20 protein-coding genes and 3 tRNA genes are annotated in these 17124 nt (G+C 55.1%); all 23 read right to left on the bottom strand.

The genetic code is table 11. The features are described 5' to 3' along the window. Positions 1–5 precede the first annotated feature (5 nt). Entirely contained in the window at positions 6–1166 is a 1161-nt protein-coding gene (locus L2W58_RS02510) for a hypothetical protein (RefSeq protein ID WP_236101439.1), read from the bottom strand. Continuing rightward, positions 1100–2188: a lipid-A-disaccharide synthase gene (locus tag L2W58_RS02505; protein ID WP_236101438.1), complete on the bottom strand. Its 1089-nt coding sequence runs from the start codon at positions 2186–2188 to the stop codon at positions 1100–1102. The genes L2W58_RS02510 and L2W58_RS02505 overlap by 67 nt, the downstream gene beginning before the upstream one ends. Then, positions 2173–3000 (bottom strand): LpxI family protein, encoded by an 828-nt coding sequence (locus tag L2W58_RS02500; RefSeq protein WP_236101437.1) that lies wholly within the window; start codon positions 2998–3000, stop codon positions 2173–2175. Before L2W58_RS02500 ends, L2W58_RS02505 begins: the two co-directional genes overlap by 16 nt. After that, complete coding sequence (gene lptG, locus L2W58_RS02495) at positions 2997–4094, bottom strand: LPS export ABC transporter permease LptG (RefSeq protein WP_236101436.1); 1098 nt, start codon at positions 4092–4094, stop codon at positions 2997–2999. The genes L2W58_RS02500 and lptG overlap by 4 nt, the downstream gene beginning before the upstream one ends. Beyond that, positions 4091–4564, bottom strand: coding sequence for a KdsC family phosphatase (locus L2W58_RS02490; protein ID WP_236101435.1), 474 nt, complete (start codon positions 4562–4564; stop codon positions 4091–4093). The genes lptG and L2W58_RS02490 overlap by 4 nt, the downstream gene beginning before the upstream one ends. Beyond that, positions 4561–5349, bottom strand: a complete 789-nt coding sequence (gene lpxA, locus L2W58_RS02485) for an acyl-ACP--UDP-N-acetylglucosamine O-acyltransferase (RefSeq protein ID WP_236101434.1) — start codon at positions 5347–5349, stop codon at positions 4561–4563. Before lpxA ends, L2W58_RS02490 begins: the two co-directional genes overlap by 4 nt. 7 nt (positions 5350–5356) lie before the next feature. Continuing rightward, complete coding sequence (fabZ, locus tag L2W58_RS02480; RefSeq protein WP_236101433.1) at positions 5357–5788, bottom strand: 3-hydroxyacyl-ACP dehydratase FabZ; 432 nt, start codon at positions 5786–5788, stop codon at positions 5357–5359. Positions 5789–5793: 5 nt separating this feature from the next. Next, complete coding sequence (lpxC, locus tag L2W58_RS02475; RefSeq protein ID WP_236101432.1) at positions 5794–6627, bottom strand: UDP-3-O-acyl-N-acetylglucosamine deacetylase; 834 nt, start codon at positions 6625–6627, stop codon at positions 5794–5796. Position 6628: 1 nt separating this feature from the next. Next, positions 6629–7645, bottom strand: a complete 1017-nt coding sequence (gene lpxD, locus L2W58_RS02470; RefSeq protein WP_236101431.1) for a UDP-3-O-(3-hydroxymyristoyl)glucosamine N-acyltransferase — start codon at positions 7643–7645, stop codon at positions 6629–6631. 31 nt (positions 7646–7676) lie between these two features. Further along, positions 7677–8906, bottom strand: coding sequence for a hypothetical protein (locus L2W58_RS02465; RefSeq protein ID WP_236101430.1), 1230 nt, complete (start codon positions 8904–8906; stop codon positions 7677–7679). Positions 8907–8937: 31 nt separating this feature from the next. After that, positions 8938–10671, bottom strand: coding sequence for a BamA/OMP85 family outer membrane protein (locus L2W58_RS02460; protein WP_236101429.1), 1734 nt, complete (start codon positions 10669–10671; stop codon positions 8938–8940). A gap of 26 nt (positions 10672–10697) precedes the next feature. Then, positions 10698–11291 carry a hypothetical protein gene (locus L2W58_RS02455; RefSeq protein ID WP_236101428.1) on the bottom strand — a complete coding sequence of 198 codons (594 nt, stop codon included), beginning with the start codon at positions 11289–11291 and terminating at the stop codon, positions 10698–10700. A 52-nt stretch (positions 11292–11343) separates the two neighbouring features. Further along, entirely contained in the window at positions 11344–11913 is a 570-nt protein-coding gene (locus tag L2W58_RS02450; protein ID WP_236101427.1) for a sigma-70 family RNA polymerase sigma factor, read from the bottom strand. Between the two features lie 68 nt (positions 11914–11981). After that, entirely contained in the window at positions 11982–12629 is a 648-nt protein-coding gene (locus L2W58_RS02445) for a histidine phosphatase family protein (RefSeq protein ID WP_236101426.1), read from the bottom strand. 65 nt (positions 12630–12694) lie between these two features. Beyond that, positions 12695–12770 (bottom strand) — tRNA-Thr (locus tag L2W58_RS02440). 7 nt (positions 12771–12777) lie between these two features. Then, positions 12778–12853: transfer RNA gene (locus tag L2W58_RS02435), tRNA-Glu, on the bottom strand. Positions 12854–12856: 3 nt separating this feature from the next. Further along, positions 12857–12932 (bottom strand) — tRNA-Lys (locus L2W58_RS02430). Between the two features lie 50 nt (positions 12933–12982). Then, on the bottom strand, positions 12983–13552 hold the full coding sequence (locus L2W58_RS02425) for a DUF501 domain-containing protein (RefSeq protein ID WP_236101425.1): 570 nt from the start codon (positions 13550–13552) through the stop codon (positions 12983–12985). A gap of 5 nt (positions 13553–13557) precedes the next feature. Further along, complete coding sequence (locus L2W58_RS02420; RefSeq protein WP_236101424.1) at positions 13558–14040, bottom strand: S1 RNA-binding domain-containing protein; 483 nt, start codon at positions 14038–14040, stop codon at positions 13558–13560. Positions 14041–14096: 56 nt separating this feature from the next. Next, positions 14097–14669: a hypothetical protein gene (locus L2W58_RS02415; protein WP_236101423.1), complete on the bottom strand. Its 573-nt coding sequence runs from the start codon at positions 14667–14669 to the stop codon at positions 14097–14099. A 4-nt stretch (positions 14670–14673) separates the two neighbouring features. After that, on the bottom strand, positions 14674–15204 hold the full coding sequence (locus tag L2W58_RS02410; protein WP_236101422.1) for a hypothetical protein: 531 nt from the start codon (positions 15202–15204) through the stop codon (positions 14674–14676). Further along, a complete protein-coding gene (locus L2W58_RS02405) occupies positions 15197–15496 on the bottom strand; it encodes a hypothetical protein (RefSeq protein ID WP_236101421.1) in 300 nt (99 codons plus the stop codon). Before L2W58_RS02405 ends, L2W58_RS02410 begins: the two co-directional genes overlap by 8 nt. A 27-nt stretch (positions 15497–15523) precedes the next feature. Beyond that, a complete protein-coding gene (locus L2W58_RS02400) occupies positions 15524–17104 on the bottom strand; it encodes a DUF342 domain-containing protein (RefSeq protein ID WP_236101420.1) in 1581 nt (526 codons plus the stop codon). Between the last annotated feature and the right edge of the window lie 20 nt (positions 17105–17124).

Genomic DNA, 17124 nt, shown 5'->3' with positions numbered 1-17124 from the left:
ATCGACTATACCAACCTTTCGATCAAATCGCAGAAGACGGAGGAAGGCGACTCCACCTCGCCTCTCAGTTTTTCCAGAAGGACCCTCTGTTTCCTCAGCTTGACCTCGTCGGTCAAGATATTCGTCACGGCGTCGGCCAACTGGGCCGGAGAGATGTCCCCGACCAACTCGGGCATTATCTCCTCTTCCGCCAGACGATTGGGCCAGGCGACAAAGCCCCTCTTTCGGGCAGCGCGACGAAGGACTTTTTCCTTGAGAGAAGCTCCGCCTGGCAGAGAGAAAAACCATCCTTTGACCCCGCTGAGGGGAATCGAGCCCAAAAAATCGAAGGGAATGGCCACTATAGAGGGAACAGTTCTATCGAGAAGCTCCAGTGTATTGGTGCCGGGCTGGGTCACGGCCAGGTCCGCATCGGCCAAGGCCGCTCCTGTAGCCCCCATGAAGGGATTCAGGCCGGCGTTCCTCCAGCTCTCGACCTCCTCCGGACGAGAGAAGGGAGACAACATGGAGGCCACCTGTAGGTTCATTCTATCGATCAAAGAAGGCACCATCTCGGACAGATAGTTCCTGGCGGCGTCCCTTATCCAGGGCCGGCTTCCGGGGAAAAGGAGGACTCTTTTTCCGCGCCCCTCGCGCCATGGAGTGGGAACCTCAGGGTCCATTCTTAGACCGTCAGAGACGAGGTCTCCCACCACCTGCACCGATTTCCCCATGGAGCGGGCCATCCCGTCGAAGGCGGTTGCCTTAAGGTCGCATCTGTCCAGTCCCTTCTTGTAACCGTAGGAATAACAGGCCAAGGGGATCCTATGAAAGGCCGCCATGGCGCGGCCGAACATCAGATCCCCTCCAAGCTGTACCGCCACGTCGCATCGGTCCTTGAAAAGTTTCCCGAAGGAGCCCATAGGGTCGGACGGCCCAGTGACGACGTCGACCCCCTCCAAAGAGAGAGCGACGTCCCTCTCCCTGCCTGTCGCAAAGGGACACCTCAGAAGATGAAGATGGACCTTCCACCCTCTCAGAGACATCTCTCTGGCCAGGGGCCTGCACCATCCCCAAAGCTCTCCGGGACCGTTGGCGAGAAAGACGGCGATCGGGGATCTCACAGCCTCGATATCCTCTCTGCCCAGAAATCGGCCGCCCCTGTCGAGCCCATCATCGAACGACACCTTTTCAAGTCCCCATGGATCCGACGGCGTATTCTATGATCGGAACGGTATGATACGAGAGAGGAGAGTATCTCCGAACTGTCGCACCTATCCTGTAACAGCTCGGGATAGACCTCCTTACGGGACATGACGTTAGGTATCGACACGAAGGGAAGGTGTATGAAGTTGTCGTATATGAACCACTCCAGACTTCCGGCCCGGTACAGTACGGCCATGAACCTGTCGGACATCATAGCCTCGACCGCCACTGTTCCGCTGGCTCCGGCGGCCATTCCGCATCTTCTGAGAAGATTTCTCGCCTCTCCCCGATAAACCTCGAATTTCCCGATTTCCTCCAAGACCGAATCTCTAGAGGACCGGGAGAGTCCCGGCGCCAGGGAGAAGACGGGCTTCATCCCTAGGTCTTCGAGTCGCCTGGCCAGAGACACCAGAATCGGCATCAGCCGACGGATCTCCGAACCTCTGCTTCCGGGAAGCAACGCAACCGAGTCCGGCTCCGAAGGGGGAATCGGGGGAGGGAAGGTATCCACCATAGGATGGCCTATCCAGGCGGAGGAGACGCCGTTGCGAACCAGATGGCTGTGTTCGAATTCGAAAAGAGGCAGATTGAGGTCGAAAAGCTCCCTCAGATGGATTACTCGTCTTTTCCTCCAGGCCCACACGGTAGGGGGAGACAGATAGATCACCGGTCCGGAATAACCGCTTTTACGAAGCCGCCTCACCATGGGAATATGGAAGTCGGGACTGTCCACCACGACGACCGCCTCGGGTTTTACGCGACATATCTCCCCCACAATACGGTCGGCCAGTTTATACAATCTGGGCAGAGCCGCCAATGCCTCGGAGACGCCCATTATATGGAGCTCCGAGCTTTTCCATAGGGGCTCAACCCCGGACGCTGCCCCCTGCTCCCCTATCATGCCCCAAAGCGGACGGGAGTATCCCGATTTTCTCAGGGCTCCGGCCAGGGAGGAGAGCAGGATGTCTCCCGAGATCTCCCCGCAGCTCAGGAAGATGGACACGACGCCACCCCTATCACCGATATCCCCAACCTGGAGGCCGCCTCGGACAGTTTTTCACGGTCCATTATCAAGACGTTTCCCGCCTCGACGGCCAGACAGGATAGACCGGATTCCGACATGGACTCAAGGGTTTTCCTCCCCACCACCGGAATATCGTATCTACGGTCCTGATCGGCCCTCATTCCCTTGACCAGAACGCCGGCGCCGGATATCCCTCCGGCCCTTCTGACCGTTTCGTCCGTTCCCTCCATGGCCTCCACCGCCACCACCGATCTTCGACAGACCACCAGCGACTGGCCGAAGGACAGAGGTAGCAGACGTCCTAGGACGGTTCTGCCGTAGTCCACGTCGGCCAGGTCGGAGGGAGAAGGCTCCGGACCGGCGATATGTCCCTCTGAAGCTATCATGTCGGGAAGTATGGAGTCGTAGCCGAGCACCGATATGCCCAGCTTCTCTACACGGTCTATGACAGCCCCCAGAAGGGCGTGGTCGTTTCTGTCGTCCAGACCTGCGACTATACCCTTGATCTCTCTGTCGGCGGAGTCGTCGTAGATGACGGTCTTGGAGACGTAGCCTGCAAGAAGAAGTCTCTTTATCCTACGAAAAAGGAAGCTCCCGAAGATCTTTACCAGGTTGATATCCTTCACCGGTATCACCGACACGCCATACGCCTCTATATCCTGCCAGTCGGACCGGATGGCATAGACCACCGGGCTCTCTCCGGAGGCGACCAGGTTTTTCAATATGACCAGAGGCAGGTCGCCATCTCCGGCCACAAGGGCCAGATTGCCTTTTTTCGAAGAAACCCTCATCGATTGGCCCTCAAGGTCAACAGCCCTCCGAAACCGAGAAACACGACGTTGGCCAACCAGGCAGCGACCAGAGGAGGTATATGTCCGCTCTCTCCAAGAGCCCGGCCCATGGACATGACCACGTAGTAGGCGAAGACTATCAGGACGCTGAGTCCGAAGCCGACTCCCATGCCCCCCCGTCTTTGAGGTCGGACTCCCAGAGCAGCACCGATGAGTGCGAGCACCAGGCTGGCCCAAGGTATGGCTATGTGGAGATGATAGGACACCCAAAGAGGGACCAGATTTGCCCCTTGGGCCTTCATTATCTCTATGTGTTCCCTCAGTTGGGACAGACTCATCTCATCGGGCTTCAGGGATGAACGAGCCACCTGTGTAGGGGTTAGGTCGAGAGGAAGCCTCTGTTCCTTGAAACCGAAGAGAAAGCCCACCTTTCCCTCTTTATCCACTGAAAAGGCTTTTCCGTCCGAGAGGGACCACACCCCATCGCTCCAGTTTCCCTCGTCGGCGGTGGTTATCCTGCTCAGCCGTCCGTCGTCGAACTCCTGAACCAAAACGTTTTCCATCGAGCCCTTTCTCGTCCTGAGCCTTCCCACGTAGATAACCCTGTTGAGTTTGCCGCCGCTCTCGTCCTTCAGGAACATCCTCTCCCTCAGGAGGGTTGGCTTCTGCTTTACCACGTCGTACAACAGGATGTTCTCGGCGGCCCGGTTGGCTATAGGGACTACCGTCTCGTTCATGAAGAAGGCGGAGATGGCGACCAAGGCGGCTCCCCACAGAACCGGTCGGGCTATCCTCTGAAAGGATATGCCCGAAGCCTTCAGGGCGACTATCTCGCTGTTGGACGACAGGCGTCCGAAGGAGAGCAATGTGGACAGGAGACAGGACATCGGGAGGGTCAGTACCACCACCGAGGGCAGCTTGTAGACGAAAAGCTTGAGCACCGTGGACAGGGATATGCCCTTTTCGATGAGCATATCGGCTATCTTGAAGAGCAGGTCGCCTGCCACCAGTATCACGGTGAAGGTCAAAACTCCGAACAGAAATGAACTGCCCAGCTCTTTCAGGATGAACCTGTCCAGTATCCTTGGTCTCAACGCAGTCCCTCCGCTACGAGGCGGTCAACGACCTCTCGGATAGCTCCCCTGCCTCCCGGGGCCGAGGTGATCCAGTCGGCCACGGCCTTTGTCCTCGCGGTTCCGTCGGCTACGACGATTCCCATACCGGACCAGACGAGACAGTCGATATCGTTGACGTCGTCGCCTACGTAGGCCACTTGGTCTTCTGTAATGCCCATGGATTCGGCCAGTGCCTTGAGGTCGCCGATCTTATCGGACGAACCGTTGTAAACGTAGTTAACGCCGAGCTCAGAGGCTCTCAGTTCGGTGACCTTGGAATACCGGCCGCTGATAAGAGCCACCGTTCCGCCTCTTTTCATAAAGTTGACTATGGCCATGCCGTCCTTGACGTCGTATCTCTTGGTCTCCTCCCCACCGGCGGATATATAGATGCCTCCGTCGGTCAAGGTACCGTCTACGTCCATGGCTAGAAGCTCGATCCTCTTCATCGCCGGGCCCAGGAGCATAGCCCTCTTTTACCGGCATCGATAAAGTCGAGCATATCGCCTATGAGAGGATCGTCTCCCATCTGTTCCCTCAAGAGTGCGGTGGCCTCCTTGGTGGTCAGCCCGGATCTGTAGAGGGTTCTGTAGGCTCTTTTTATGTCTAACCTCTGTTCAGAGGTGAAGCCGGCCCGTCTAAGACCGACTACGTTCAGGCCGTAAACCTTGGCCGGATGGCCGTCCACCATGGCGTAGTGAGGTACGTCCTTAACTACTTTGGACGCTCCCCCCACCATGCAGTATTTGCCTACCGACACGAACTGATGCAGCCCGGAGAGCCCGCTCATAACGGTTCCATCTCCAAGAGAGGAGTAGCCGGAAAGTCCCGATTTATTGGCTACCGTGACATCCTTGCCAACTCGGACGTTGTGTGCCACGTGGACCCCCTCCATCAGCATTGTCCTGTCTCCTACTACGGTCTCGTTGCCCTCTCCGGAAGCCCTGTTGACCGTAACTGCCTCTCTAAGGACGACTCCGTCTCCTATCCTCACCCAGGATTCCTCTCCCTTGAAGTCGTGGTCCTGAGGTTCTCCACCCAAGACGGCGTTCTCCCATATACGGCAGTCGGCCCCTATGGACACGAAGTTCATGACTCGGACGAAAGCGCCCAGAACCGTTCCGGAACCGATGGAGACTTTCCCGTCTATCACGGAATAGGGGCCGATTACTACGTTCTCCCCTATCTCGGCCTCCGGAGAGACTATGGCTGTAGCGTGTATATGGACCGACACGATGGGATCACTCCAGCCTGTCGTCCACTACGAATCCGAGCTCGGCCTCCGCGACCACGTCGTCTCCGACCTTTGCCACGGTGGACACCTTGCCTACCTTGCCTCTAAGACGTGTCAGGGTAGCGGTGGTTATCATCTGATCTCCGGGCCTTACGGGACGACGGAAACGGGCCTTGACCACCGACGTGAGGTATATAACCTTGCCCTCGAACTCGGGCTTCGAAAGCAGAACCACCGCTCCGGTCTGTCCCATTGCCTCGATTATGAGAACTCCGGGCATGACCGGCTCCCCGGGGAAATGGCCCATGAAGAAGGGCTCGTTTATTGTCACGTTCTTGAGGCCTACCACCCGCTCGAGATCTGACTCCAATATGCGGTCGACCAAAAGGAAGGGGTAACGATGGGGAAGGAACTCCATTATCTTGTTGATGTCGAACATAACGATCAATCCTCCGATATTATTCTTTTAGCTATCTCTTTTACCAGTCTCTGATGCATGGAATGACCGGCTTTAATGGCTATGACGTGGGCGGCCAGGGGGCGACCGAGCAACACTAGATCTCCCAATAGGTCAAGTATCTTATGGCGAACGAACTCGTCCTCGAATCGAAGTCCGCCCTTGGCCAGAACTTTCCGTCCGTCCACCACCATGGCGTTTTCTAATGAGCCTCCCAGAGAAAGCCCGCTTTTTCTAAGGGTCTCGACGTCCTCCATCATGGCGAAAGTACGACACGAGGCTATCCGGTCGATAAAATTATCACGGCTCAGGTCCATAGAGAGGCATTGAGTTCCTATGGCAGTGCCGGGATAGTCGATAACGTAGGTCACCCTCAATCCGTCGTAGGGCAGTGCCACCACCGACCTTCCCAGGGATCGGTCGTCTACCGCTACCGGTTCGTCCAACCTCAAGGGATCGATAAATCCGTTTTCAGTCACCCCGGCCTTCAACAGGGCTTCCGCAAAGGACGAAGCACAGCCGTCCATGGCAGGGATCTCTCCTCCGGCGACATCCACGGCAACCTCGTCCAAACCCAATCCTGCTATAGCTCCGAACAGATGCTCCACCGTCCTAACTTTATAGCCGTCAGGCAGAATGAGAACGGTCCCTCTTCCGTCGCCGTCCCATTCGAGACGATCGAGTGGGAAAAAAGATCCGTCCCGATAGAGAGTTATTCCTCTCCTGCCAGAGGGGAAGACCCGTACGCCACAGTCCAGGCCGGAATGAAGCCCTATCCCTCGGAAAAGGACCTCTCTATCGAGAAGATACCTGGGGGACACGTCAACTGTCCTCCGATATAAGCCGCTCCAGACGCTTCACTCTATCGAAGAGATCCCCTATTCTAGAGGTGTAGGCATCCTGTCGAAGCTTGGCACGGTGGTTCCTGGCGGGAAACCCGGATACGAGCGAGCCGGAGGGAAGGTCTTTGGTGACCCCTCCCGAGGCGGCGACAACCGAGTCCGACCCCACCCTGATGTGATCCTGAACTCCCGATCTAGCTGCCATCACAACCCTGTCCTCCAGGACGGCGCTACCTGCAATTCCCGCCTGAGCGGCCAATAGACAGTCTTTACCGATGGAGACGTTGTGACCTATCTGTATGTGGTTATCTATCTTGGTTCCCTCGCCTATGACGGTGTCACCTATGGTTCCCCTGTCAATGGACGTATTGGCCCCTATCTCGACGTCGTCGCAGATCCGAACTCCACCTATCTGGGGAATCTTGACGACCCGGCGTCCCTCGGAGGCCGGTATATGACCGAAACCGTCCGCTCCTATAACGACGTTGCCGTGTATAAGAACCCTGTCGCCTACGGAACATCCCTGATATATAACCACTCCCGGTTCTATCACCGAGTCCTCACCGATAGAGACTCCCTCTCCTACGAAGACGTTTGCCCTGAGGACCGCCCCGGCCGACACCGAGGCCCCTTCGGACAGAACGCAGAGGGGCCCGATGGAGGCGTTTTCGTCCACGTAGGCTGATCGATGGACCACAGCCGAAGGGTCTACCCCCTCCGAAACGGTCGCTTTTTTCTGAAAGAGCCCGAGAATGACGGCCATCGCCAATCTGGGCTCCCGAACGGAGATGCCTCTTCTGCCGTCGGAAAACGCCTCTTCTTTACCGACTATCGACACCTCGCGGGGAATATCCTTCAATATTCTGCCGTCGAGGACCACCACTATGCTGCCCTCCGATGCTTCCTCCGGGGTGGAGACCCTCTGAATCAGGAAGTCTCCCTTTCCTATACATCGGCCCTCCAGTATCTCGGAAAGCTGACTCAGACTGTACGACATATAAAGCTCTCTCTCCTCTCGACGATCGATCTCACAGATCGCCTATGGCACGAAGACTCCACCGGTCGTCGTAACGATCGTCGTAATTGACTTCCACCGAGACGACCTGGTTTATCCTGTATCCCAGGGCCATCTGGTTTTCGTAGTCCTCGCTATAACGGCACCAGAAATAAGGTCCTTTTTTGTGTCCCCTAACCCACAGCCTGTACCAAAGTTCGTCGTCGGGATCGACGTACTCGACTCCTATCCAGACCGGATCTACCAGCCCCCATCTGAGGCCGACACGGCTCTCTAGACTCCAGTTTTCCAGGTCGACCAGGAATTCGCCGTAAAGTTCCGACTCCCACCGGGGAACCAGCTTGACGAAACGACCTATATGAAACCCCAATTCGGGGGACCTGCCGTTGGCACCGGCCTGAGCGGCTAACCAGGCCCTGAGAACGTAACGTCGACTCTCCACCAGGGCATCAACCTTGGTTATCTGACTGGGAACCACCGATATACTCACATCGGACCTGGAGTTAGAGACGGTGTTTCTCCTCTCTACCATGGCGCTAGCCCATCGATCCAAGGCTTCGCCATGGGATTCGATCCACGATACGGGAAGCCCCATAACCGGAGAAAGATCCTTCAACAAAGACTCCTTCAGCCTGTCCATAAGTATGTTGGGCAAGGTTCCGGAATATATGGTCGGATCGGTAGCCAAGACGTAGGGAGATTCGGGCGTGACGGTCAACTCGAGGAGTACTCCCTCCTCCTTAAACCGAACGATTGCCCCCCCTCTCCAGCCGGGCATTTTATCCTCCATAACCGCTCGTAGCTCCGATCTGAAGGCGTCGTCTCCCCAGGTCAGGGCCTGATAGGGGACACCGGAGAGTTTCCCCAACATCTCCGATTCGACCGATTTGAGATCGTCGTCCATCCAGCGAGAGAAGGGTTCCTTGAGATCCGGCGAGATGAACTCGATCTCCCAGGGAAGAATCTTTTCTGCCGATAGGACTATGGACGGATTTTCCCGTCCGTTTTTAACGACGTCGATGTCGTAACCGTTGAAAAGTCGGCTGGAGACAAGACCGAGAGTCTCCACCGCCCGCAAGCGGGACAGCCCGCTCCTAGAAAGCTCGGACCATACGGCATCCACCGCTCTCTCCGCCGCGGCGGAGATCCATAATGGCGCACCGGAAACCCTTATCTCGGCTCCCAACGCCGGCAAGACCGAGGACGAAAAAAGGAGGGCCAGGGCGACAGTGACGGCCGCCACAGCCCCCCTAAGGCCCTTCTCTCGACCTCGATCAGAAAATTTCGCCGAACCCGAAGTGGAACTGCGAGTCGTCATCGCCGTTAGCGTAGTCCAGACGCAGATTGCCCAAAGGAGTCCTAACCCTCACCCCAAAACCGTAGTCGTCTATCATGTCGGAGAAGCTCATCTCGGTGTTCCCTATATCGTAGAACAGGACGAAGGAGAAGGCCTCCTCTATGGGAACGTGGAGCTCGAAGTTACCGAGAAGCATCTCCTCTCCCTTGAACTGTCCCGACTCGTACCCCCTCAGGGTGGTGGAACCTCCTATTTCGTAGCGTTCCATCCAGGGGATGGTGCCACTTGACGAACCGGCCTTTATCCTGGCAGCTATGTACACCGGGTTATCCTTCTTGATGTTTATGTCGACCAGATCCTCCACGTCCTTGATGGGAAGAAAGGCCTTGCCCTCAAACCAGTATTTCGTGAAAGTCCAATCTCCCCCAAGAAGCTCCATGGCGTGCTCTATCGCGATGGTCTCGACATCGCCTTTTTTGTAGCTGAGATAGGGATCCAGGTTATTTCTTGTAATCTTCCCCTCCACGGAGAAATTTGTACCGCTGGTCCCGCCGTTGGCGGTGGCGAGATCGAACTGATCCCTGGAGCCGCTCTTGAACTCTACGTCGCTGTCGTGCCAGTCGAGCGTGACGAACCAGCTTAGCTTATCGTCACCCTTGAACTTCTTTCCCGCTCCGATGTATCCACCCTTGCGCTTCTCGTCGTAATCGAAGAGCTCTCCATTGGTGGATATGCTGTTATCCCAATAGGATCTGTCCTCGTACTCTCTGCTGTAAGCACCGATCTTCCATGCGTAGGTCTTTTCGTCCATGTAGTTGTCGGAGAGGCTGGCCCAGTATCCCTCGTAATCTCCGGCCTCGAACCCCACGTCCAGGTTGACTCCCCTTCCCGCCATGTTGGAGTCGCCGTAGGACACCCCGCCCCCCCAGCCGCTGCTGGAACCGTGACTGATGGAAAAGGACACCCTGCCGGTCTTCTGTTCCTTAACGGTAAGGATGAGGTCCATATCTCCCGAGCCGTCTTCGGAAGGCTCGAAACCTACGCTGACGTCCTCGAAATAGCCAAGCGCCCTTATCTTGTTGAGGGAATGACGAAGTCTGATGGAGTTGAACAGATCACCCTCTTTTACGTCTATGACCCGACGTACGACATAGGTCTTGGTCTTTCTGTTACCCTGTATGACGATCTCTCCGATCCGAGGCTCCAGTACATAGACCTTGACGATACCTCCCTCGACCTGAACGTCCTCGATACGCATCATGACGTAGCCGTCTTCCTGAAACTTGTCCCTTATTCTCTGAAGGTCGTGGCGAAAAAAGACCCGGTTGAATACGGTTCCGGGGGTAGTGAAGACCTGCTTCATGAGGTCTTCTTCGCTGTAGACCGTATTCCCTATGAACTCGACCTTCTCGACCACGGGGTTTTCGGTCACAACGTAGGTAACAGCCGCACCTCCGTTGTAGGGGTCTATCTTGGCATCCACGTAGGAAAAAAATCCCAGGCCATAGATGGCCTCTATGTCCTTCTTGAGAACGTCCTGATCCAAGGGCTCTCCTATCTTGGTCTGGACGACCCCGAGAATATGCTGGGAGACGACCTCCTCGTTTCCCTGTACGTCTATCATGGTGACCACTGGCGCAGCGCTGGCTACGGAAAAAAACACAGCTACCAGTCCTATGGCTAAAAGCAAAGATACCGACGGTCGCCTCACAAGACCCTCTCCTTCCGGATGTTAGTTCATCTCTCTTCCAACAGGACGGGACCGTCGTCGGTCCTCAGCGCCCTCTGTCCAATTTCCATAAGCTCTATAAACCTATCCAGCGGAACCTCGCTTTCGGAGGATCCGTCTTTGACTAATCGCCCTGTTTTTTCGACCTTTACGGCCCTCATGGAAACCCGATCCGACGGATTCTCTCGGACCGCCGGGGTCTCAGGATCTCGCTCGGGGATATTCGCACTGCTGAGGTTTTTTCTCAACATAAGCAACATCTCCCTTTCGTCCCGAGTGACCAGCTCCAGGAGGGCTTTCTGATCCTCCCATGCGAGGGAGGCTCTCACGGCCCTGCGGACTGGTTCGGGCATCGAAACAGGAAAGGCCGTCACCAAAACGAACACGGCCGCGGCGATCGAGGCCCCGATTGATCTGGAGAATCGGCGAGTTCGCGTCTTGACTCTGCTTCCGTCGACGATGGACCAAAGCTCTCTCCTGGCGTTCTCCATTTCCGCAGAGGCGCATTCCATATCGGCCAATGCGTTTTCCCAGGAACGGGACTTACAGGCTACCAGACAACGTTCCAACCATCGTTGGACCTTTTTTATCTTTCCGTCCATAAGAGGACCCTCCCGCAAAATAAGGTATCATCCTGCGTAAAAGTATCCCCGATCAACCTCTGGAAGTGGCATCGTTCGGAGAAAGCCACGATTTCAGCCAACCCAAGGCCTTTCTCCTGAGTCTGTAGACGTGACTGACGTCTATATTCTCCTCCATTGCTACGTCCTTGGCGTTGCGCCCCTCCATTATCAGATCGGACAATATCCTGGCTTCTCTCTCCGGAAGATGACTCAGTCCGTCCTTCAGATCCAGTACTGCGTCTATAGTCTCCGACGACATAGGATCTCGGAGCTCTTCGTCGAAATTTTCCATGGGGAAGGGGGCCTTGGCTTCCTTCCTCTGGAGATAGTTCAACATTTGGCCTCTTATTCTGTAGTAACCGTACGTGGTGAAACGAAAACCTCTAGATGGGTCGAAGCTATCTATTCCCTTTATGAGAGCCATCATCCCCTCCTGAATCAGGTCGGGGTAGATGTCCCCACTCACGTTGAACTTCTTGGCGATCCAAAAGACCAAGGGACGATAGGCCAATATGAGATCTTCCCTGGCGGAGGGATCTCCGTCCTCTAGAGACGACCAAAGCCGTCGTTCTTCCTCTTCGGCTAGACGGTTTCCCTCCATAGCGATGCCCCCTTTTCTGCATAATCCCGAAGGTTATTTTACCAGCTAAGGGGAAAAAAGGGGACTATCTAAAAGGATAAAGGAAGCTTTGTACCCGTCTCCATAAGTTGATGAAGGCTGTCGTTGAAAAACATCAGAGATGGACTCCCTCTCCAGAAGGAGATCCCCACCATGGCGCAGTTATCCAGACGGAAACGCCAAACGGAGGAATCGGGCAGAGAAAAAAGGTCGGCCACGATGGCTCGTATCAGTCCACCGTGAGTGACGGCCAACACCCTCTCTGCATCGCAGGAGAGGACCTTGGAAACCACCCGTTTCGCCCTTTCTCGGACTTTCCCGAAGGGCTCGCCTCCCGGAGGGGTCCAGGAACCGGGGTCGTTCCGCCAGCGATCGTACTCGTCGGAATAGGCATCCATAACCTCGCCGACAGACATCCCCTCCCAGGCACCGAAGGAGATCTCTCTCAGATCATCCATAACGGAGAGTTTCGGTCCGCCCTGCCACCTCTCGGAGACTATCTCGGCGGTTCTGAAGGCCCTTCGAAGCGGGCTGACGAGACACACGCCGGGAACCCATTCGTTCAATCTCTCAGCGGTCTTTTCCGCCTGAAGCTCTCCCGCTCCGTTGAGTGGGATGTCCATGGAGCCCTGATATTTAAAGGCTATGTTCCAATCCGTCTGACCGTGACGCAAAAGAAGAAGCTTTTTTTCGTCCACCTAGAAATCTCCTTTCGAGAGATAAAAAAAAGGCTCTCGGTCTAGACCGAGAACCCTGAGATCACTGGAGCCGGTGTGCAGATTCGAACTGCAGACCTGCGCATTACGAGTGCGCTGCTCTACCAACTGAGCTACACCGGCCAGAAAATGGCGGTCCCAGCGGGATTTGAACCCGCGTCGCCGCCGTGAAAGGGCGGTGTCCTAGACCCCTGGACGATGGGACCGCTTGGTGAGCCGTGTGGGATTCGAACCCACGACACCCGGATTAAAAGTCCGGTGCTCTGCCAACTGAGCTAACGGCTCTTCTGCATTCCGGGAACGCTTGGGTATCTTACTGTCTCAGTCCAAGGTTGTCAAGTCTCTGTCCTGTCTAAAAGACATCTCCCGTCGGGACAGCATACATCGGGAATGTTCTCCCTTAGCCAAACCTCTCCGGGGTGACGCCCTAAAGCCAACCAAGACGCGACCTGAAGGTGAAGGCACTTCACGGTCGGACGACTGTTCGGCACATAGCGGATACCTCCGACTCCTCCAGATCTGATAACCTCCCAGATAGGTCTTCGGTGCAACCTCAGGAAACGCTTTTCTCCCGAGGAAAGCAGACGAAGACGCAGAATCCTGTGCTCAAGCTGAAAATCCCGCCACCTTTCCTTCCGTAACAGAAGAAAATCCTCCAACGAGGAAACTCCCCCCTTGGATTCAAGAGTTCCTAGAGATCGAGCCAGCCACGGACAGGACAACCAGAAGGTGGTAGGAAACGGGAATCCCTTCCTAAGAGGAAAACATCTCAAGACCTGAGGGGCCCCCCAACGGCAACGACGAGCTATGCCGACGATAAAGGCCGGATCGAAATGCCTCCCCCCCATCTGACGAGACACGATGTCGATATCCCGTCTGAAAGGCAAAGGGGCTCTTCCGGTCATAAAATCTAACGTCCGCCCTTCTTTCGGCCGCCTCTTCCACCCGACTTGGCACTGTTCAATGTCGCTATCTTCTCCTCGCTTTTCTTGAGAAAACTTGAAAGTTTTCTCTCGAAATCCTCTTCCGGAGTCTTAGGAGCTGAATTCTCCCTGGAGAAACCTCCGGACGGACCTCCTCCCGATCCGCCTGGCTTGCGGAAAGGAGGTCTGCTGGGGCGTGCGGGAGGCTCGGACATAGCCTTGATCGACAGGTCGATACGCCCTTTGTCGTCGATCTTGATGACCTTTGCCGTGATTTCCTGCTCCGCCGAAACCACGTCGGACACGTTTTTGATGAAGTTGTGAGACAACTGAGATATGTGGACCATAGCCCTCTGCCCCGTGGACAGACGGACGAAAGCTCCATAAGGCATAACCTGCTCAACAACTCCAGTGACGACGTCTCCCGGGCTTACCGAACTGTTCTCTTTGACATTTTTCTTTTCTTCCATTGCGTTCCCCTTGGGGTCTCCTTTCATTTCTCTCGTGATAATATAGGTAATCTATATCAAATCCATTTCCACGCCAGAGGAGGTCTCTTTCCGGGATCGGAGACGAGACACAACATCCGAGAGGAACGTCCTTGACAGGATGAATTATACCAGATATAGAGATCGCCGCTCTCTTTCTCCAGTGCGCTTTTCAAGAGACTATCCTTAATTATGGGATAATAGACGGCCATGAGGTCCTTCCGTCGATCGCCGCGAAGCCAGTGAACCCTGTTCCTTCTAATCAACGGCATACGGGCTATTACGGCCAGACCGTTTCTTGTCTCGGCTCTGTCGGACCGAAGGGAGATGGTCTCGACCGAGACGTCGAAGGAGAGAGAGGTCTTCCCTCCCCTGGCCTTGGGAGGAGAGATAAAAAGATCCAGTTTTTTACCTTTAGCCCTCAAACCTCTCCACTGAGCACATCGAGATACGGTAAGCTTGACCGGAGATCTGAGAGGATGAACATCTACGGATCTGGTAGCGGACGAAACGGCCACCCTGCGAGAACCCTCGGACAAGATAGCTTTATGAATCGAAACTCTGGACAGAAACAGCCTCCTTAGACCGTTCTTTACGGAATCGAAATCCATTTTATCAGTCCAGTGCTTCAACTGCCTTCGATATCCGATTGAAGGGCTCCAGAAGCTCCATCGTCGAGGACAGGTTAACCAGAAGAGAGACTACCCTATCCAGAACCTCAGCTTTTTCAACTGTCACTCGATAAGGAGGTCCCATTAAATCGGTCTGCACCAAAAATGTGTTCTCCTCCGGAAGAGGGGCCGTCGCACCGGGAGTATCCAAGGGAGCTCTGGAGGTGGAATCGATCGATGCGGACAAAGACTTGGACATACGAACTAGGGGGATGAGAACTCGGCGGTCCTCACATACCCATATATCGGGCTTTTCCTCCACTGCTTCGATAAGACTTCCCAGGATGACGTCCTCCTGGATATATACGTCCAACGCCTCGCCGTACAGAACTCTCTCCAGTTTGGTAGGCGAGACCGGATCGGTGTACCTGAAATCCAAGGGTATCCCCCTGTCGTCCACCACCAGGAGAGCTCCTCTGAAGACGTCACCGTCCGCCTCTACTCTGACGTAGCCTATGCTGGACCTATCAGGCATAGAATTCGAATCCCTCGCTTTTTTCCGTTTCGTCCCCTTCGTCGTCTTGGGATCCTCTTTTTCCTCCGCCACCGCGCCTTCCGTTCTTTCCGGCGTCTCTGTCACCGACCCCGGGACGCTGGGATTCGGCCGACTCATCTCCGGATTGGACGGAAATATTTTTATGCTCGGCTTCCTCCGCCGCCGCCTCGGATTGAAGGGCCTGTTGGGCCGATGACGACGGGTCCTTATGGCTCTGGGCGTTCTGCTCCATCTTCCAGAAAGAAAGTTGATGGTCTATAGGATGTATCATCTCGACATACGACCTCCTTCGACCTATTTAAGGGTCATAGGGTAAGGGCTTCAACTCTCCGTCGTCGTATCGGAAGGTAATAAACCGCATCTCTTCCCTCACGAGATAGGTTATTCCCCTCATCGTTACGGAGACACCGGGATAGCAGGTCTCCTTGACGTTTACTTTCGGATCGGATCTGCTTCTCTCTATCTTTAGTTCAACTTCCTCCTGTTCCTTGGTCCAACCATCTATCAAGGAACGTAGTTGAAAACTGCCCTTGGTGAGCTTGAGCATGATGGTTCTTTTCTCCGTATCCAGTTTTCCGGCCTTTTCTATTTTTTTCAAGAAAGCTATGTTGGTATCTATTTGATTTAGCTTATCCCTGTTTTCCTCTATGAGGGAGATCAGCTCGCTCTTTCGATTGGCCAACTCGGGAGGAACTCCCACATGAACCTCGGTCTTCGTTCCCATCTGGCTGCCCAGATTAACACAGCTAACTGCTATACCGGCCTGGACCTTGCCACCTACGATCTGCCCCTTGCCTCCTCTGTTCCCAGCGATAACGGATTTACCAGCCGATACGTCGCTGTGCATAATGGCGTCCTTGACCTGCAGGTTCTCGTCCACATGGATGGTCGCCTTGTCTATATAGCCAGCAGAAAGTGACCCCCCGCTTCGAATGTGCCCTTTGTTCCCTCCGGAAACCCCTATTTTGATTTCCAGATCCCCGTCGTTCTCTATGACCGCTCCCTCGACAACGCCTCCGATTGAGACATTCCCGGAGGTCTTTATCTCGAATCCGTCCCTGACGGCACCTTTTACGTCTACGGAACCTATGAAATGGACGTTCCCCACGCTGTAATCCACGTCGCCCGGAACGACATACACCGGCAAAACATCCAGAACGCTGCCTCTGAAGACCAGGTGTCCATCCTGATCCGCATAAAGGGTGGTGCCGTCTTCCGATGACCTGGTCCCCTGCCCCGCCGGAAGTTTACGGTCTTTGCCGTTTTTGGCCTTTACCGTCTTTCCTAATACGTTGATACCGTTTTGTCCATCGGTCTGAGGTATACGGGTAGCCAATACCTGATCCTTATGGACTATAGTGACGGAGGAAAGTTCCTTGAGATCCACCTTTCCTCCCTCGTTGGTTCCTAAAGGACGACTGCTTCCGAACTCCACGACATACTCGACCTCGGCGTTACGACCGTCGATTGCAGGATCACCTCGGGCAACGTCAACCCATTGGTCCGAGAGATGCCCGTCGATTATCGTATGTAGAGCCGGTTCGTCTATTCCGTAAATGACGTTTTTAGTCTCCAGGGCCTTCTTGAGGTCAGACACACTGGGCCAAGGAGCATCTCCCTCGGGAGGCTCTACTGCGATTCTGGCGACCATCGAGTCTCTGGATATCTCTACCTTTACCTTGGCATCTTTTCTGGCCTCTCCTTGAGCGATTCTGGTCTTATTGCCCGGGGTCTCCAGGGCCTTTTCCACCGCTTCAGCTTCGAAGTTGGAAATCTTCTCTCTGGTCAAGAAGTTCAACACATCGGCTAGGGAGACCCCTTCTTCGACCGAGAGATAAACCCCTTCTTCGTTTTTCTCTATCGTGAGTCGCTCAGACATCGTACACCTCCATATCGAAT

Origin of the sequence: Dethiosulfovibrio faecalis (genome assembly GCF_021568795.1) — a bacterium.
Classification (GTDB): domain Bacteria; phylum Synergistota; class Synergistia; order Synergistales; family Dethiosulfovibrionaceae; genus Dethiosulfovibrio; species Dethiosulfovibrio faecalis.
Note: the sequence above shows the minus strand (reverse complement) of the source record. Positions and strands in the feature narration are given on the sequence as shown.